This is a genomic window from Streptomyces sp. NPDC107581, assembly GCF_055657175.1.
In genome coordinates, this window is the sequence record NZ_JBVKBH010000011.1 from 52915 (window position 1) to 70169 (window position 17255).

14 protein-coding genes are annotated in these 17255 nt (G+C 72.9%); 3 read left to right on the forward strand and 11 right to left on the reverse strand.

What is annotated here, in order from left to right:
- Positions 1 to 159 precede the first annotated feature (159 nt).
- Complete coding sequence (locus tag ACZ7P3_RS26810; RefSeq protein WP_020940464.1) at positions 160 to 837, reverse strand: response regulator transcription factor; 678 nt, start codon at positions 835 to 837, stop codon at positions 160 to 162.
- Between the two features lie 492 nt (positions 838 to 1329).
- On the opposite strand from ACZ7P3_RS26810, the gene ACZ7P3_RS26815 reads away from it, so the two are divergent.
- Complete coding sequence (locus ACZ7P3_RS26815) at positions 1330 to 2835, forward strand: oligopeptide:H+ symporter (RefSeq protein ID WP_472085600.1); 1506 nt, start codon at positions 1330 to 1332, stop codon at positions 2833 to 2835.
- 71 nt (positions 2836 to 2906) lie between these two features.
- On the opposite strand, the gene ACZ7P3_RS26820 is transcribed toward ACZ7P3_RS26815, so the two are convergent.
- The 6 genes from ACZ7P3_RS26820 to ACZ7P3_RS26845 all read right to left on the reverse strand — a co-directional run bounded on the left by ACZ7P3_RS26820 (position 2907) and on the right by ACZ7P3_RS26845 (position 8640).
- The gene (locus ACZ7P3_RS26820; protein ID WP_472085601.1) at positions 2907 to 4220 is read right to left on the reverse strand and encodes a hypothetical protein; all 1314 of its coding nucleotides are present in this window, start codon (positions 4218 to 4220) and stop codon (positions 2907 to 2909) included.
- Positions 4221 to 4222: 2 nt separating this feature from the next.
- Complete coding sequence (locus tag ACZ7P3_RS26825; protein WP_472085602.1) at positions 4223 to 5305, reverse strand: hypothetical protein; 1083 nt, start codon at positions 5303 to 5305, stop codon at positions 4223 to 4225.
- A complete protein-coding gene (locus ACZ7P3_RS26830) occupies positions 5302 to 6393 on the reverse strand; it encodes a COG1470 family protein (protein WP_472085603.1) in 1092 nt (363 codons plus the stop codon). The genes ACZ7P3_RS26825 and ACZ7P3_RS26830 overlap by 4 nt, the downstream gene beginning before the upstream one ends.
- 182 nt (positions 6394 to 6575) lie before the next feature.
- Entirely contained in the window at positions 6576 to 7277 is a 702-nt protein-coding gene (locus ACZ7P3_RS26835; RefSeq protein ID WP_472085604.1) for an LPXTG cell wall anchor domain-containing protein, read from the reverse strand.
- 165 nt (positions 7278 to 7442) lie between these two features.
- Positions 7443 to 8003 carry an ATP-binding protein gene (locus tag ACZ7P3_RS26840; RefSeq protein WP_472085605.1) on the reverse strand — a complete coding sequence of 187 codons (561 nt, stop codon included), beginning with the start codon at positions 8001 to 8003 and terminating at the stop codon, positions 7443 to 7445.
- A gap of 259 nt (positions 8004 to 8262) precedes the next feature.
- A complete protein-coding gene (locus ACZ7P3_RS26845; protein ID WP_472085606.1) occupies positions 8263 to 8640 on the reverse strand; it encodes an STAS domain-containing protein in 378 nt (125 codons plus the stop codon).
- Positions 8641 to 8885: 245 nt separating this feature from the next.
- On the opposite strand from ACZ7P3_RS26845, the gene ACZ7P3_RS26850 reads away from it, so the two are divergent.
- Together ACZ7P3_RS26850 and ACZ7P3_RS26855 are read left to right on the forward strand one after the other, a co-directional pair.
- Positions 8886 to 9791 carry an RNA polymerase sigma factor SigF gene (locus ACZ7P3_RS26850; protein WP_472085607.1) on the forward strand — a complete coding sequence of 302 codons (906 nt, stop codon included), beginning with the start codon at positions 8886 to 8888 and terminating at the stop codon, positions 9789 to 9791.
- 213 nt (positions 9792 to 10004) lie between these two features.
- Positions 10005 to 11684 carry an RICIN domain-containing protein gene (locus ACZ7P3_RS26855; RefSeq protein WP_472085608.1) on the forward strand — a complete coding sequence of 560 codons (1680 nt, stop codon included), beginning with the start codon at positions 10005 to 10007 and terminating at the stop codon, positions 11682 to 11684.
- A gap of 85 nt (positions 11685 to 11769) precedes the next feature.
- Here the strand turns inward: ACZ7P3_RS26855 and hutI are convergent, their stop codons facing one another.
- From hutI to hutU, 4 genes are read right to left on the reverse strand one after another with little or no spacing between them, the layout of a single operon-like run.
- Positions 11770 to 12945 (reverse strand): imidazolonepropionase, encoded by a 1176-nt coding sequence (hutI, locus tag ACZ7P3_RS26860; RefSeq protein WP_472085609.1) that lies wholly within the window; start codon positions 12943 to 12945, stop codon positions 11770 to 11772.
- Between the two features lie 47 nt (positions 12946 to 12992).
- Complete coding sequence (locus tag ACZ7P3_RS26865) at positions 12993 to 14369, reverse strand: formimidoylglutamate deiminase (protein ID WP_472085794.1); 1377 nt, start codon at positions 14367 to 14369, stop codon at positions 12993 to 12995.
- Complete coding sequence (locus ACZ7P3_RS26870; protein WP_472085610.1) at positions 14360 to 15577, reverse strand: allantoate amidohydrolase; 1218 nt, start codon at positions 15575 to 15577, stop codon at positions 14360 to 14362. Before ACZ7P3_RS26870 ends, ACZ7P3_RS26865 begins: the two co-directional genes overlap by 10 nt.
- Positions 15574 to 17238, reverse strand: a complete 1665-nt coding sequence (hutU, locus tag ACZ7P3_RS26875) for a urocanate hydratase (RefSeq protein WP_472085611.1) — start codon at positions 17236 to 17238, stop codon at positions 15574 to 15576. Before hutU ends, ACZ7P3_RS26870 begins: the two co-directional genes overlap by 4 nt.
- Between the last annotated feature and the right edge of the window lie 17 nt (positions 17239 to 17255).

The window sequence follows — 17255 nt, forward strand, 5'->3', positions numbered from 1 at the left end:
GCACGACCGGCCCGCCCCCGGTCCCTCGTCCGGCCCCGCCGGCGTGCGCGTGAACGGGCACGACCGGCCCGCCCCCGGTCCCTCGTCCGGCCCCGCCGGCGTGCGCGTGAACGGGCACGACCGGCCCGCCCCCGGTCCCTCGTCCGGCCCCGCCGGCGGCTAGCTCTTCTCGAACCGGAAGCCCACGCCGCGCACCGTCGCGATGTACCGGGGGTTCGCCGCGTCGTCGCCCAGCTTCTTGCGCAGCCACGAGATGTGCATGTCCAGCGTCTTGGTCGACGACCACCACGTCGTGTCCCAGACCTCGCGCATCAGCTGATCCCGGGTGACGACACGGCCGGCGTCCCGCACGAGCACCCGCAGCAGGTCGAACTCCTTGGCGGTCAGCTGGAGTTCCTCGTCGCCCATCCACGCCCGGTGCGACTCGACGTCGATCCGCACGCCGTGCGTGGCCGGCGGCTGCTGCGGCTCGGCCGCACCGCGCCGCAGCAGCGCCCGCACCCGGGCGAGCAGTTCGGCGAGCCGGAAGGGCTTGGTGACGTAGTCGTCGGCGCCCGCGTCCAGACCGACGACGGTGTCCACCTCGTCGGCCCGCGCGGTCAGAATGAGGATCGGCACGGTGTGGCCGTCGGCACGCAGCCGGCGGGCGACCTCCAGGCCGTCCATGCCGGGCAGACCCAGGTCCAGTACGACCAGATCGACGCCGCCCTGCATTCCGGCGTCGAGCGCGGTGGGTCCGTCCTCGCGCACCTCGACCTCGTAACCTTCCCGGCGCAGGGCGCGGGCCAGCGGCTCCGAGATGGACGCGTCGTCCTCGGCGAGCAGTACACGGGTCATGCAGTGATGGTAGACCGCCCGCACACAGTGCTGGGGTGTGATCGCCACCAGGGCTTCTTACCTTGCCGCCCCGGTGGTACGAACCATCGCCCCCGAGGTGCGATGGTAGAGGGACCTTCGAAAGCGGTCGTGCGGTTCCGCCGACACCTGTGATCCGCGTCTCAAGTCCTTCCATATCCGGCAGTGTCCTGCCGTATGGTGACCTGAACGCCTGTAGTACACCCGGGACCTTCGGCGGGCACCTGACGCTGAAGGTCTCTTTTGTGTACGGGCTGGTCCAGACCAGCCTTGAAAGGAATGACCTCTGGCCGGGCTCCGGACGCACCGACGCGTCGCCGGGGCGTGGATCCCGGTGGTCGCCGTCCGCCGCACCGTGATCCGGAGCGGACTCCCCCCGGGCGTGGGGGTGGACGACCGATCTGCCGGTGCCGGCCGCACCCCCACCGGGCGCGCGACGCTCCAAACGCGCGTCCCGACCAGCAAGGAACGACCATGGCGTCCAGCCTGACGAAGGACTCGGTCCGCCCGGGCACCCCCGGGTCCGAGAAGACCTTCTTCGGCCACCCCCGCGGACTGGCCACTCTCTTCATGACCGAGATGTGGGAGCGTTTCTCCTACTACGGCATGAGGGCCCTGCTCCCGCTGTACCTGGTGGCCCCGGGTGGCCTGCACATGAACGCGGGCACGGCGACCGCGATCTACTCGGTGTACGTGTCGCTCGTGTACCTGCTCGCCCTGCCCGGCGGCTGGGTCGCGGACCGCTTCCTCGGTCCCCGCAAGACGGTGGCGGTCGCGGGCCTGATCATCATGCTCGGCCACCTGTGCCTGGCGCTGCCGGCGTCCGCGAGCTTCTTCGCCGGTCTCGGCCTCGTCGCCATCGGTTCGGGTCTGCTGAAGGCCAACATCTCCACGATGGTCGGCCACCTCTACAGCGGCCCGGACGACCCGCGCCGTGACGGTGGCTTCACCCTCTTCTACATCGGCATCAACGTGGGCGCCTTCGCCGCTCCGCTGGCCATCGGCACCGTCGGCGAGAACGTCAACTGGCACCTCGGCTTCGCGATGGCCGCGCTCGGCATGGCGCTGGGTCTTGCCCAGTACCTGCTCGGCAGCCGCCACCTGAGCGAGAAGAGCAGTGTCGTTCCCACGCCGCTGTCGGCCGACGAGAAGTCCGCCACGCTGCGCAAGGGCCTGACCTGGCTGGCGATCGCCGCGGTCTTCTACGCCGCCGTCGGCTTCTCCGGCCACTTCACCCTGAACTGGGCGCTGATCCCGCTGACCATCATCGGTCTGATCGTGCCGATCGTGGTCATCGCCCGCATCCGGCGGGACAAGGACCTGGACGCGGCCGAGCGTTCGAAGGTGTCGGCGTACATCTGGTTCTTCGTCGCCGCCGCCGTCTTCTGGATGATCTACGACCAGGGCGGTTCGACCCTGTCGATCTTCGCCAGCGAGTCGGCCAAGAACACGGTCTTCGGCTGGCAGTTCCCGGTCTCCTGGTACCAGTCGGTGAACCCGGTCATGATCATGGCCCTGGCGCCCGTCTTCGCCTGGCTGTGGCTGTGGCTGAACCGGCGCGGCAAGGAGCCGAGCACGATCGTGAAGTTCGCCTCCGGTCTGGTCCTGGTCGGCGCGTCCTTCTTCCTCTTCCTCGCCCCGCTGTCGATCGCCGAGGGCGGTCACAAGGCCGCGGCGATGTGGCTGGTCGCGATCTACTTCGTCCAGACGGTCGGTGAGCTGACGCTGTCGCCGGTGGGTCTGTCCGTGACCACGAAGATGGCGCCGAAGAAGTACGCCTCGCAGATGATGGGCGTCTGGTTCCTCGCGGTCACCGCGGGCGACTCGATCACCGCGCTGCTGTCCAACCCGGCCGTCGGCGGTGTGAACCTCGACAAGATGGGCTTCGTCGTCCTGGAGGCCGTGCTCGCCGTGATCGCCGGTGTCGCGGTGTGGATGTACCGCAGCAAGGTCAACAAGCTGATGGGCGACGTCCGCTGACGTAGCCCGGCCGACGCGAGAGGGCCACCGCATCCCTGACGATGCGGTGGCCCTCTTGCGTTGTCCCGGGACTACCGCGTCCGGCGCTTCGGCATGAACGTGAACACCGCGGCGCCCAGCAGGATCGCCGTGCCCGCGACCAGGCCCAGGGCCTTGAGCCCGCCGTGGTCGCTCGCCCCGGTCTCGGCGAGGCCGCCCGCGCCGCTACTGCTGCTGCCGCTGCTGCCGCCCGAGGACGACGAACCCCCGGAGGTCGAGGTGCCGCCCGAGGCGCCGCCCGGCTGCTGGGTGGTGTCCAGGGTGAGCGAGACCTCCGACTTGGCCGGCGTGCAGGTCGTCGTCGTGCCCAGGGCCTTGATGGTCAGCACCCCCGGGGACAGGGTCGAGGTGCCGTTCGCGCCCGGCTTGTAGCTGCCGGTGAGGTCCGGGATCTCGATCGGTTCGCCGGACTTGATGGGGTTGGCGTTCGTCGGGCCCTCCACATGCACGGTGCCCTTGTCCGCGCCGCCCAGCGCCACCTCCATCGACGGCTTCACGGAGTCCTTGGGGATGTCGGCGGGGCTGTCCATCACCGACTTCTTGAACTGCACGGTGAGGTCGTAACTGCCGCCGTTCTTCCTGGCGTTGATCTGCACCGGCGAGGTGGCGTTCTTGTCGCCGATCGGCGTCTTGCAGGCGTAGGGCACCTGGACCTCCTTGCCGGGGAAGTCGGTCTGGCCACTGCCGCCGGTCGCCGTCGAGGTGGCGGTGGCCGTGGCGGTGGGACTGCTCGTCGGCGTGGTCGACCCGGTCGGGGTCGTCGACTGGGTCGGAGTCGTGCTGGAGCCGCCCCCGTCCCCCGGTGCCACCTGGATCGTCGCCGCCTTCTGCACGGTCTCCTTCGGCGTGCACTTGGTGTCCGTCGACATCGCGTTGACCGTGTACGCGTCCGGCGTCAGCGTCACCTCGCCGGCCGCCGTCAGCTTCAGGCTGCCCTTCATGTCCGACAGCACCATGTCGCCGCCCTTGGGGATCGCCGGGTTCTGGCGCGGTCCCTGCAGGGCGATGTCGGCGGTCTGTGCGCCGGCCGCCTTGAGCACGCCGGACGGCTGCACCGAATTGGCGGGCAGGTCGATGATGTTCGGGTTCTTGGAGGCGGCCTGCACGAACTTCCACACGATGTCCACCGTGTCGCCCACCTTGGCCGTGGCCGGCGCGGTGATCTCGACCTTCGTGGTGCCGTCGACCGGGTCGATGCCCGCGGGCGGCACGCAGTGGGTCGCGAACGACACCTCGGCCGCCTGCGCGGGCGTGGCGGCCACGCCCAGCAGCACGCCGGCCGAGCAGAGCGCCAGTGCGGCGCCCGCGGCACCCGTCCTTCGGGCCGGTGTGCCTCTCCTTCGCATGCTCACGTGGGTCCCTTCCTGGTGGGAGTCGTAGGACTCGTCGGGCTGTCGTCGTGCGGTGCGGAGAGCCGGCCGGCCGGGCCGCCCGGAACGGAGTCCGGGGCGAACCACGGCAGGGTCGGAGTCGGTTCGGGCAGGTGCCCGGAGGTACGGGAGCGGGGCAGGCGCAACGCCGGCCGGGCGAGCCGCCGGTGGCGGACGCCGCCCGGCCGGCGGGGCCGCACCCGGTCCACCACGGCCATCCCGGCGCGGAAGACCGCGGCCGGCACGACCAGGCAGAGCAGGAGCCAGAACAGCGTCACGCCCCAGGGGCGGCCCACGCCCCACGGCTGCTCGGCGAGGACCTTGCCGTCGTACCGCAAGGACACGGTGTAGTCGCCGTGCGCCCCGGCCGACAGCTCGACGGGCAGCTTGATCTGTGCCCTCTTGCCGGGCGCGAGGGTGCCGCGCCACTGCTGCTCGTCCCACTCGGGGGCGAAGACGCCGTGCGCGGTGCCGACCCGGAAGACCGGGTCCTTGACGGCGGCCGAGCCGCTGTTGCCGACGGTGAAGACCAGGGTGCGGCCCGGCGGCGCGCCGAACCAGGTCAGCAGGGAACCTGATCCGGTCAGCCGGGTGTCGGAGAGGATCGACAGACGGCCGCCCGAGGTCTCGGCGGGCAGCGGGGCGACGGGGTGCCCGGCCACCTGGAGGACGGCGTCCGCCTCGGCCTGCGCGCCGGTCACCGTGGCCACGTGCACCACGCAGGGACACGGCACGGGCGGTTCGGCGATCGGGAGCTTCCTGGCGAAGGAGCCGTCGGCAGCGGTGGTCACGGCCCGTCCGTCGGCGTTGGCACAGGAGTTGGTGCCGCCGATCACGCCCCGGGAGGGGCTGGACCGCCCGCAGATCAGCATCATCAGCAGGGTGTGCGGCCGCCAGCCGCTGCCGCTGACGGTGATCGAACCGCCCGTGCCCGCCTGGGACTCGGACAGCTTCACCGCGGGTCCGCCCGCCGCGGCCGCGGGGGCGGCGAGCGGCAGCAGGAGCAGTGCGAGCACCGCCGCCAGCGCGGGCAGCCGCAGGATCCTTGCTCCGCCGTTCACTTCACCACTCCTGCCGTCGGCCCGACACCGGCCCGGGCGGCTTCCTCCGCACCGGCCCCGGCACGGGCAGCCTCGTCCGCACCGGCGCCGGCACGGGCGTCCGCGTCCGCGCCTGCGCCGCCCGGGCCGGTGTCCGCCCGACCGTTGCCCGTCCGGCCCGCGTCCGCCCGGCCGCCGTCCGCCCGGCCGGTGTCCGCCGTACGGCTCCCCCGCCGTCGTACGACACACACCGCGCCCGCCGCCGCGGCCACCGCGCAGGCGCCGCCCGCCGGCGCGCCCCAGGGCACGAACCGCACCTGTGCACGCGCCGAGTCCCGCGCCGCGCCCGGCGCCGTGACCGTCAGCCGTACGTCGACCGCGTCCAGCGCCGGCCGGTCCGGCCAGGGCTCGGTCAGTCTCAGGCGCGTGCTCGGCGGCAGGCGGACGGGGAGGGTGCGCGGCGCGCGGTCGAGGACCCGGCCGAAGACGCCGTCCGCACGTACCGCGAGCCTCGGCACGAGGACGGTCGTACCGCGGTTGACCAGCTCGTAGGTGATGCGGTCGCCGTGCACCGCGACATGCTCGACGGTCAGCGCGGCGAGCGCCGGGCCGCCCACCCGCAGGCGCAGGCGTACGGTCTTCGTCCAGCCGTCGGCATCGCGCGCGACGATCGAGCCGGTGCGGTCGCCGGGCTCGGCCCCCGCGGGGACGCTCACCGTGAAGGGCACGTCGGCCCGGGTGCGGGCGGGGACGCGTACCCCCTGCTCGGCGAAGGCGATCCGGACGTCGCTGCCGGTGCCGGTGCCACTGCCGGTGCGGGTGCCGGTGCCGGTGCCGGTGCCGGTCAGACGTACGACGACGGGTGCGCGCCCGGGGTTGGTGACGGACACCGTGTCCCGCAGGACCGTTCCGGGCGGGCCCTCGGCGTAGAACGACGGGCGCTCGCCTCCCGAGGGCGCGACGGACCAGCCCGGGGCGGCGGAGGCCGCGGGCGCGGCGCCCAGCAGGACGAGCAGGCACAGGGGCGCGACCACGCCCAGGAACGCGGGCCGGGCGAGGGCCGGGGGCAGGCGGCGGGTGCGGGACAGGACACGGGCGGCGGACGGCATGGGCGGCTCCAGCGGTCTTGACCTGTGGTTCGGCGGGGTGCGGCCGGCGCGGCGGCACCCCGTCCGGGTCGGCGGCGTACGGCCGGCTCGGCGGCGCACCCGCGGCTCAGCGGAGTACGGCCGGTTCGGCGGTACGCCCGCGGCTCAGCGGCGTACGGCCGGTTCGGCGGTGCGCCCGCGGCTCAGCGGCGTACCGCCTGGTTCCGTCGGGTCAGCCACAGGGCGCCCGCCGTGCCCGCGAGGAGCACCGTGCCGCCGAGCGTGCCGAGGGCGACGGCGGAGTCCTCGGGGCCGGTCTGCGGGAGCTGTTGGCCCGCGGAGCCGGTACCGCTCGAAGCGGAGCCGCCGGAGGAGGTGCCCGAGGAGCCGCCGCCCGCCGCGGTCACGTCCAGCGTCAGGGACGGCTCGGGGTTGTTGGTCGGCGCACAGTTCGTCGTCGTACCGAGGGCCTTGATGGTGAGCGTGGCCGCCGTGAAGGTGACCTTGCCGGTCTTCCCGGGCGTGTAGGTACCGCTCAGGTCGCTGATCTTGATGGGCGTGTTGGCCGGGATCGCGGCCGCGTTGGCCGGGCCGGTCACGGCGAGGGTGCCGCTGTCGGCGCCGCCGAGCCTGATCGTGGCGCTCGGGCTCATCGCGCCCTTGCCCAGCTCGACCGGGCTGGAGGAGACGCCCTTCTGCCAGGACATGGTGATCCGGTAGCCGCTGCCGCTCCTGACGCCCTTGATGTCGATGGGCGAGACGGCGCTCTTGTCGCCGATCGGCGTCTTGCAGTGGTAGTTGACGTCGACGACGTCGGCATGGGCCACCGGTGCGGTCAGCAGTACCACCGAGCCGGCCAGGGCGGCGGCGGACGCGAGCGCGGCGGTTCGTTTCGGGTACGACACGTTCGGTCCACCCCATTCATTCCTGACGGCATATCAGATTTGGCCGTCAAGGTACGCCGGGGGCCGTGAGGAGGGAAGACGCGGCACACGCCGGAGTTGTGTCGATCCGGCGTGCGGGAAGAGGGATTCCCGTGGAGACGGTGGCGCGAGTGGCCGCCGGAACGGTCAGGCAGGTGCGCCCAGTTCCGCCCACACCGTCTTGCCCGAGCGGCCGGGGGTCCGGACGACGCCCCAGTCCAGGCACAGCCGTTGCACGATAAACATGCCGTGACCGCCGGGGCGGCCGGCGCGGTGCGGGGTGCGCGGGGCCGGCTGGCCGGTGCCGAGGTCGGAGACCTCCAGCCGGATCACCTTGCCGTCGCAGGTGAGGAACAGCTCCTCGGGACCGTCGGCATGCAGACAGGCGTTGGTGACCAGCTCGGACACGACGAGCAGCACGTCCTCGGCGGCGGCCCGCCGGTCTGCGTTGGCGGCGGGCAGCCAGCCCCACGCGTACAGCGCCTGACGGGTGTAGTCACGGGCGAGCGGGACGACCCCGCTCTCGCCTTCCAGGCGCAGCCTGCGGACCTGCCGTCCCGGGGTCTCCTGTACCCCCTCGGTCGGCACGGACGGCGCGGCGGCCCCCGTGGACGCACCGGTCTCCGGCACACCCCCCTCGGACACCCCCGAAGCGCCGCAGGGCTCCGGGCCGCGGTCGCCCGGCGAGCAAGGCCGGGTGGTGCTCATCAGCGCTTCACCTCACCGATTCACCAGTTCACGATTCAAAAGTCCGGCACCGGTCGGTGCCGGCCGGTCCGTACGCCGTACGCCCTTCGTACGTACGTCGCACCCGAGCCGTCCGCCGGTTCCCGGGCGGTCCGGCGGCCGGACGGCCGACGGGTTCAGGATCTCTCCTGCCCGGCCGATCCGACGGAACACCCCCGCATCGGGCACGACTGGTGCGACGTACGCCACCAGCCCCCCCGGGGGACGGCCGGGAGAGGGGTCAGTCGGCCTCTCCGGCCAGTGCCGCCGCCACGGAGTCATGGACGGTGAAGACCGCCTCCGCCCCGGTGATCTCGAACACGCGAGCGACTACCGGCAGCATTCCCGCCAGGTGCACCCCGCCGCCGGCGGCCTCCGCCTTCAGCCGGGCGCCGAGCAGCACGTTCAACCCCGTGGAGTCGCAGAACTCCAGGCGTGAACAGTCCACCACGAGCCGTGAGAACCCCTTTGCCAGGAGGTCGTCGAGCGGCTCGCGCAGAAGATCGGCGGTGTGGTGATCGAGCTCACCCGCCGGTGCCACTACGGCGCTGGAGCCCTCTTCCCGCACCTCCACCAGAAGCCGGCCCGACCGTGCGCTGCCGACTGTCCCGTGGTCCATGCCGTCTCTCTCCCGAGGTCGTGGCTGCTGATGCCCTCGAACATTACGCCTTCCATGCGCACTCCGACACCCGAACAAGCTCGCATTATCAGACATATCACTACAGAACGCACTTGCGACCGGCTCGGTGGAGCGGGTAGGGCTAGTAGGACACACATCCCTACACGCCGGCTTCGGAGGCGCCGCACACCGCAGTGCACGTACTGGCTTCGGCAGCCATATGCCGAGAACGATGGAGGACACCCATGTCACCCCGGCTCGACGAATCGCATACCCGGACGGCGACGTCGACACCCCCACCGGAACAGCTGGATCATCCCATCGATCCCCTGGATGCCCTCGACCCCCTTGAGGGACTCCCGGAGATCCCCCCCTTCGACGAGGTCGACGCGGTCGACGCGCGGGCCCTGTCCAAGACGCTCTTCGGGCGGCTGGAGTCGCTGGAGGAAGGGACGCACGACTACGCGTACGTCCGTAACACGCTCGTCGAACTGAACCTCGCGCTCGTCAAGTTCGCCGCCTCGCGCTTCCGCTCGCGCAGCGAGCCGATGGAGGACATCATCCAGGTCGGCACGATCGGCCTGATCAAGGCGATCGACCGCTTCGAGCTCTCGCGCGGCGTGGAATTCCCCACTTTCGCGATGCCGACCATCATCGGCGAGATCAAGCGCTTCTTCCGCGACACCTCGTGGTCCGTGCGCGTACCGCGCCGACTGCAGGAACTGCGGCTCGACCTGGCCAAGGCCGGGGACGAGCTGGCCCAGCAGCTGGACCGCGCGCCCACCGTCGCGGAGCTGGCCGAGCGCCTCGGCATCTCCAACGACGAGGTCGTCGAGGGCATGGCCGCCTCCAACGCCTACACCGCCTCCTCCCTGGACGCCCAGCCCGAGGAGGACGACACCGAGGGCGCGCTCGCGGACCGGATCGGGTACGAGGACCACGGGCTCGAAGGCATCGAGTACGTCGAGTCACTGAAGCCGCTGATCGCCGAACTGCCGTCCCGGGACCGGAAGATCCTGTCCCTGCGCTTCGTCGCGGGCATGACCCAGTCGGAGATCGGCGAGGAACTCGGCATCTCCCAGATGCACGTCTCCCGGCTGCTGTCGCGGACGCTGGTGCGGCTGCGCAAGGGGCTGACCACGGAGGAGTGACCCTCCGTCACCCGCATGGAGCGGTCCGGCCGACAACGCCGGGCCGCTCCGCCGTGTCCGGGCACCGCGCTACCCGCGCCCGGCCCGCGCCCGGCCGCGCGAACCCGTGCCACTGTTACCCGGGGAAACCTCTTTCCCGAACCGGGTCCCTCCACCACTATGAGCCCCCAAACCGGCTGGTACGTCAGGTACCTCGGGGACGGAGGGTGCGGGATGGCTCAGGGCGGCGACCCGACCGAGGCGGACGCGGGCGCGGGCGCACCGGACGCGGGACGCACGAGCGCACGGGACACGGGTCACGCAGGCCACGCGGGCGCATGGGACACGGGTCACGCAGGCGACACGGGCGCATGGGACACGGGCCATGCGAGCGCACCGGACACGGGCCACGCGGGCCTCGCTGACGCACCGGACGCACGGCTGACCGAGCTGCTGCGCGCCCCGACCCCGACGGCCTATCCGGCGCTGCAGGAACTGCGCCGCCGGCACCATCCCTGCGCCCTCCCCCACGCCCGCCGGTGCGCCGCGAGCGAGTCCGCCGCCCGCCGGCTGGCCGCGGAGACCTTCACCACGGCGGCCCGGGAGACGGCACGCGGCATCGATCCGAACCTCCCCCTCCGCCACCACCTGCTGCTCCTGACCGTGCGCCTGGCGGCCTCCTGGGCCACCGACGACCGGTCCGCGGGCGTGGACCCCGCCCTGCTCCTGGTACTGAACTCCAGCGGCCTGCCCGGCGGCCCGACGCCGCCCCTCCTCCCGGCGTTCCGCACGCTGCCCTCCCGCACCCAGGGTCTGATCTGGTACGGCGCACTCGAAGAGGAGCCCCCGGAGCGCACCGCCGCCTTCCTGGGCCTGAGCCGTGCGGACGTGGTCCACGGCACCCCGCAGGCCCTCAGAGCCCTGGCCCAGGCCTGCCTGAGACACCGCCTCGCCGCCTCGGACGATCCGCGCTGCCCCGACTTCCGCCGCCTGATCGAGGAGGCGGTACGGCCGGACAGCCCACGCCACAGCGCCGACCTGGACGCCCACAAGGCGCGCTGCCCGCACTGCACGGCCGCCTTCGAGGACCTGACCGCGCTGCGGGACACCCCGAGGCAGGCACTCGCGGAGGGGTTGCTGCCCTGGAGCGGGACGTCGTACATACGCCCCGCGGCGCCGCTGCCGGGCCGCGAACCCCCCGCTTCGCACGGGAGCCGGCCGGCCCGGCGCCCCTACCTGCTGGCCTCGGCGGCCCTGGGGGTGGCCCTGTGCCCGCTGCTGGTGTTCCTCCTGACCTCGAAGGACGGAGCCGGCCGGCACCCCGTGGCGGCGACCCCGGCACCCCCGCCGGTGACGGTGACGGCGACGGTCTCCGCGTCCGCCGCACCCGCCCCGGTTCCTCCCCCCGCCACCAAGTCCCCGTCCCCGACGGTGACTTCGCATCCCCCGGCCAGGTCACCGTCCCCCCGGCGCACACCGAGCCCGTCCCCCGCCCCTTCGCCCCCGGGCGCCGCCTACGCCCAGGTGGTGAACCTCGCCTCGGGCCGCTGCCTCGACATCCGCGACGGCGACCTCTCGCAGGGCAACGACGTCGTCACGGCCCCCTGCGGCTCCTCCCCCACCCAGCGCTGGCGTGTCGACACCGGCCAGGGGGTCCTGCGCTCGGCCGCCGACGCCGACTTCTGCCTGGACAGCCGCGGTGCGACCGACCGGGGCGTGGGCATCTGGGACTGCGACTCGGTCTACGGCCACAACGGCCAGAACCTCCGCTTCACCGTCGACCCCGACGGCACGATCCGCCCGGCCATCGCCATCGAGACGGCGGTGACACCGGACGACGGGGACGGGGACGGGGTGGTCCTGGAGCCGCTGAACGGGGGGCCGGGCCAGCGGTGGCGGGCCGGAACGGGGTGAGCGGGTGAGCGGGTGAGCGGAGTGAGCGGGTGAGCGCCCGCCGGACCGCCGTGGCTCGCGGGCCGGGACCGGCCCGCGAGCCGGGTCACACCACCCGCTCGCCCCTGCGCCACACCCCGCTCACCAGCGGTACGCCCGGCCGGTATGCCAGATGTACATGGCTCGGAGCGTCCAGGAGGGTCAGGTCGGCGTAGGCGCCGGGGGTGAGGCGGCCGATGTCGGTGCGGCGGAGGGCCGCCGCACCGCCTGCCGTGGCCGACCAGACCGCCTCGTCGGGGGTCATGCGCATGTCGCGGACGGCCAGGGCGATGCAGAAGGGGACGGAGGAGGTGAAGGACGAGCCGGGGTTGCAGTCCGTGGAGAGGGCGACCGTCGCGCCCGCGTCCAGCAGACGGCGGGCGTCCGGCCACTCGGCCCGGGTGGAGAACTCGGCACCGGGCAGGAGGGTGGCGACCGTGTCACCGCTCGCGAGCGCGTCGACGTCCGCGTCCGTGAGGTGGGTGCAGTGGTCGGCGCTGGCCGCGTCCAGCTCCACGGCCAGCTGGACGCCGGGGCCGTAGGAGAGCTGGTTGGCGTGGACGCGCGGGTGCAGGCCCCTGGCCCGGCCCGCGGTGAGGATCGCCCGGGCCTGGTCGCCGTCGAAGGCGCCCTTCTCGCAGAAGACGTCGATCCAGCGGGCGTGCGGCGCGCAGGCGTCCAGCATCTCGCCGGTGACCAGGGCGACATAGGCCGCCGGGTCGTCGGCGTAGTCGGGGGAGACGATGTGGGCGCCGAGGTACGTCACCTCGTCGGTGTGCCGGGCCGCGATGCGCAGGGCGCGGGCCTCGTCCTCGACCGTCAGGCCGTAGCCCGACTTCGTCTCGAAGGTCGTGGTGCCCTGGCGGAGGGCCTCGGACAGGTAGCGGGTGAGGTTCGCCTCCAGGTCCGCGTCGCTCGCGGCACGGGTGGCCGCGACCGTGGTGCGGATGCCGCCCGCGGTGTAGGAGCGGCCGGACATCCGGGCGTTGAACTCCTGGGTGCGGTCGCCCGCGAAGACCAGATGGGAGTGGGAGTCGACGAAGCCCGGCAGCACCGCCCGGCCGCCCGCGTCGACCCGGTTGTCAGTGGCGGGTGCTTTGCTGGATTCACCGGTCCACGCGATGCGGTCGCCGTCGATGACGACGGCCGCGTCCTGGATCAGGCCCAGGGGGGACCCGGATCCGAGGGAGGGGTCGTTGGTGACCAGCGTGGCGATGTTGGTGATGACGGTGCTGCTGCTCATGGTGTCCTCACGGGTGGCCGGGTGGGGTTCGGCGGGGTCGGCGGCGGTCAGCCGCGCAGGGCGTCGATCGCTTCCGCGAGTGCCGACGGCACGTCGGGCACGAGCGCATGCACGCCGTCCCGGACGACGTGACGACCGCCCACGACCGTGTGCCGTACGTCCGCCGCACCCGCCGCGAATACGGCCGTCTCGGCGCCCAGCCTGGGCAGCGTCCCGGCCGTCCTGACCGAGTCCAGCGCGATCGTCGTCAGGTCGGCGAGCGCGCCGGCCTCGATGGCGCCGGCGTCCTCCCAGCCGAGGGCGGCATGGCCGTCTGCGGTGGCGGCCCGCAGCAGCGCCGCGGCGGTCCAGTGGCCCCGGGTGCGGGTGCGCAGCCGCTCGTCCAGCTCCATCGCGCGCGCCTCTTCGAGCAGGTCGATGACGGCGTGGCTGTCGGAGCCGAGGGAGAGCGGGGAGCCCGCCCGCCGGAGGGCGACGGCCGGGCCGATGCCGTCCGCCAGATCGCGCTCGGTCGTCGGGCACATGCAGGTGCCGGTGCCCGAGCCGCCGAGCAGCGCGATGTCCTCGTCGGTGAGGTGCGTGTTGTGCACACCGGTGGTGCGCGGTCCGAGGACGCCGTGGTCGGCGAGCAGCCGCGTGGGGGTGCAGCCGTGGGCCTCCCGGCAGGCGTCGTTCTCCGCCGTCTGCTCGGACAGGTGGACGTGCAGCGGGGCCCGCCGCTCCTCGGCCCAGCGCGCCACGGTCGCCAACTGGCCCGCGGGCACGGCCCGTACGGAGTGGATCGCCGCCCCGATCCGTGCGTGATCCCGGTCCTTGAGAACTGCACAGCGTTCGGCCCAGGCCTCCGCACTGCCGTCGGAGAAGCGCAGCTGGTGGGTGTTGGGTTCCGCACCGAAGCCGGCCGACAGGTAGGCGGTGTCCAGCAGGGTGATGCGGACACCGGCCTCGGCGGCGGCCGCGATCAGCGCCTCGCCCATCGCGTTGGGGTCGGCGTAGGGGGTGCCGCCGGGGGCGTGGTGCACGTAGTGGAACTCACCGACGCAGGTGATGCCGGCCAGGGCCATCTCCGCGTACACCGCGCGGGCGAGGGCGTGGTACGTCTGCGGGGTCAGCCGGTCGGCGACGGAGTACATCACCTCGCGCCAGGTCCAGAAGGTGCCGGAGCCGACCTGGACCGTGCCGCGCAGCGCCCGGTGGAAGGCGTGGGAGTGGGCGTTGGCCAGACCGGGCAGGGTCAGGCCGCGCAAGATCTCGGCGCCGGGCGGCGGGGTGGGCACGCCGGTGCGGACGGCGGTGATACGGCCGTCCGCGGCCGCGGCGGAGCCGCCGGCCGACACCTCCACCGCCACCCCCGGCTCGACGTTCGTGCCGAGCCAGGCGTGCTCCAGCCAGTACGTCCGCGTCGTCTGCGTCGTCACGTGCAGGCCAGCCCTTCCAGTACGTCGGCGAGTGCGTGCACCCCGGCCAGGCAGTCGTCCTCGGCCGCGGACTCGGCCGGGGAGTGCGAGACACCGGTGGGGTTGCGCACGAACAGCATGGCGGTCGGAATGCGGCCGGAGAGGATTCCGGCGTCGTGTCCGGCGCCGGTCCCGAGGACGGGCACCTTCAGGCCGGTGTCCTTGCCCAGGATGCGGCCCAGCTCGTCACGGAGCGCATGGTCGAACTCGACCACCGGGGTGAAGGACTCCCGGACGACGTCGAGGTCGATGCCGTGGGCGTCCGCGTACGCCCGGGCGGCCTTCTCGATGCCGCCGACGACCGTGTCCAGGGTCTCCTGGTCGGCGGCGCGGGAGTCGAGCCAGCCGCGCACCAGGGAGGGGATGGCGTTGACGCCGTTCGGCTCGACGGAGATCTTGCCGAAGGTGGCGACGGCACCGGCGAGTTCGGCCTCGCGGCGGGCGGCGAGCACGGTCTCCGCGTACGACAGCATCGGGTCGCGCCGGTCGGCCAGGCGGGTGGTGCCCGCGTGGTTGGCCTCGCCGCGGAAGTCGAAGCGCCAGCGGCCGTGCGGCCAGATGGCACTGGCGATGCCCACCCGGTCGCCGGACAGGTCCAGCGCACGGCCCTGCTCGACGTGCAGCTCGACGAAGGCGCCGATGCGGGCGAGCCGCTCCGGGTCGGCTCCGATGGCGTCGGGGTCGTACCCGGCGGCCTCCATGGCCCGCGGGAGGCTGATCCCCTCCCCGTCGGTGAGCCGGTGGGCCTGCTCGACGGTCAGCTCTCCGGCGGTGAGCCGGGAGCCGACACAGGCCAGCCCGAACCGGGCGCCCTCCTCGTCACCGAAGTTGACGATGGCCAGCGGCTTGCCGAACCGTGCCCCCCTCCCGCGCAGTTCGTCGAGCGCGGCGAAGGAGGACACGACGCCGAGGGGCCCGTCGAAGGCCCCGCCGTCCGGCACCGAGTCCAGATGCGACCCGGTGACGACGGCGTCCCCGGCGGCCGGGTCCCCGAGCCAGGCCCACTGGTTCCCGTTCCGGTCGACCTCGTAGGTGAGCCCGCGCGCCTCGGCCTGCTCCCGGAACCAGGCCCGGCAGTCGGTGTCGGCGCCGGTCCAGGCGTAGCGGCGGTATCCGCCGGAGGCGGAGCTGCGGCCGATCGGCAGCAGCTCCGCCCACATGCTGTGGAAGGTCACGCCTGGTCACCCTCGCGCATCGGCACCCGCACCCCGCGCTCCTGCGCGACGGAGTCCGCGATGTCGTACCCGGCGTCCACGTGCCGGATGACGCCCATGCCGGGGTCGTTCGTGAGGACGCGCCGGATCTTCTCGCCGCCGAGCTTCGTGCCGTCGGCCACCGTGACCTGGCCCGCGTGGATGGAGCGGCCCATGCCCACACCGCCGCCGTGGTGGATGGAGACCCAGGAGGCGCCGGAGGCCACGTTGACCATGGCGTTCAGCAGCGGCCAGTCGGCGATCGCGTCGGAGCCGTCGAGCATGGCCTCGGTCTCGCGGTACGGGGAGGCGACGGAGCCGCAGTCGAGGTGGTCGCGGCCGATGGCGAGCGGGGCCGCCAGCTCACCGGAGGCCACCATGTCGTTGAAGCGCTCGCCGGCCTTGTCGCGCTCGCCGTAGCCGAGCCAGCAGATGCGGGCGGGCAGGCCCTGGAAGTGGACGCGCTCACCGGCCATCTTGATCCAGCGGGCCAGCGACTCGTCCTCCGGGAACAGGTCGAGCAACGCCTTGTCGGTCTTGGCGATGTCGGCGGGGTCGCCGGACAGGGCGGCCCAGCGGAAGGGGCCCTTGCCCTCGCAGAAGAGCGGACGGATGTAGGCGGGGACGAAGCCGGGGAAGGCGAACGCCCGGTCGTATCCGGCCAGCTGGGCCTCGCCGCGGATGGAGTTGCCGTAGTCGAAGACCTCGGCGCCGGCGTCCATGAAGCCGACCATGGCCTCGACGTGCCTGGCCATGGACTCCCGGGCGCGGGTGGTGAAGCCGGCCGGGTCCTTGGCGGCGGCGTCGGCCATGTCCTCGAAGGCCACGCCGACCGGGAGGTACGCCAGCGGGTCGTGGGCGGAGGTCTGGTCGGTGACGATGTCGATGGGCGCGTCCATCGCGAGCAGCTGCGGGACCAGTTCGGCCGCGTTGCCGAGGACGCCGATGGAGAGCGGGCGGCGGGCGTCGCGGGCCTCGGTGGCCAGCTGGAGCGCGTGGTCGAGGGAGTCGGCCTTGACGTCGAGGTACCGGTGCTCGATGCGGCGCTCGATGGCGCGCGGGTCGCAGTCGATACAGATGGCGACACCGTCGTTCATGGTGACGGCGAGGGGCTGGGCGCCGCCCATGCCGCCGAGGCCGGCGGTCAGGGTGATGGTCCCGGCGAGGGTGCCGTTGAACTTCTTCGCGGCGACGGCGGCGAAGGTCTCGTAGGTGCCCTGGAGGATGCCCTGGGTGCCGATGTAGATCCAGGAGCCGGCGGTCATCTGGCCGTACATGGTCAGGCCGAGGGCCTCCAGACGGCGGAACTCCTCCCAGTTGGCCCAGTCGCCGACGAGGTTGGAGTTGGCGATGAGAACGCGCGGGGCCCACTCGTGGGTCTGCATCACGCCGACCGGACGGCCGGACTGGACCAGCATGGTCTCGTCCTGCTTGAGGGTCCTCAGCGTGCGCACCATCGCGTCGAAGGAGCGCCAGTCACGGGCGGCCTTGCCGGTGCCGCCGTAGACGACGAGCTTGTCGGGGTGCTCGGCGACCTCGGGGTCGAGGTTGTTCTGCAGCATCCGCAGGGCGGCTTCCTGCTGCCATCCCAGGGTGCTCAGTTCCGTGCCGCGCGGTGCTCGTACGGGGCGGGGTCCCGACATCGTCTGCCTCCTCCTGT

Bases quoted from the DNA above. Each gene is read 5' to 3' on its own strand.
- ACZ7P3_RS26830 (WP_472085603.1), bottom strand. From the start codon at position 6,393: ATGCCGTCCGCCGCCCGTGTCCTGTCCCGCACCCGCCGCCTGCCCCCG.
- ACZ7P3_RS26820 (WP_472085601.1), bottom strand. From the start codon at position 4,220: ATGCGAAGGAGAGGCACACCGGCCCGAAGGACGGGTGCCGCGGGCGCC.
- ACZ7P3_RS26855 (WP_472085608.1), top strand. From the start codon at position 10,005: ATGGCTCAGGGCGGCGACCCGACCGAGGCGGACGCGGGCGCGGGCGCA.
- ACZ7P3_RS26810 (WP_020940464.1), bottom strand. From the start codon at position 837: ATGACCCGTGTACTGCTCGCCGAGGACGACGCGTCCATCTCGGAGCCG.
- hutI (WP_472085609.1), bottom strand. From the start codon at position 12,945: ATGAGCAGCAGCACCGTCATCACCAACATCGCCACGCTGGTCACCAAC.
- ACZ7P3_RS26850 (WP_472085607.1), top strand. From the start codon at position 8,886: ATGTCACCCCGGCTCGACGAATCGCATACCCGGACGGCGACGTCGACA.
- ACZ7P3_RS26840 (WP_472085605.1), bottom strand. From the start codon at position 8,003: ATGAGCACCACCCGGCCTTGCTCGCCGGGCGACCGCGGCCCGGAGCCC.
- hutU (WP_472085611.1), bottom strand. From the start codon at position 17,238: ATGTCGGGACCCCGCCCCGTACGAGCACCGCGCGGCACGGAACTGAGC.
- ACZ7P3_RS26815 (WP_472085600.1), top strand. From the start codon at position 1,330: ATGGCGTCCAGCCTGACGAAGGACTCGGTCCGCCCGGGCACCCCCGGG.
- ACZ7P3_RS26845 (WP_472085606.1), bottom strand. From the start codon at position 8,640: ATGGACCACGGGACAGTCGGCAGCGCACGGTCGGGCCGGCTTCTGGTG.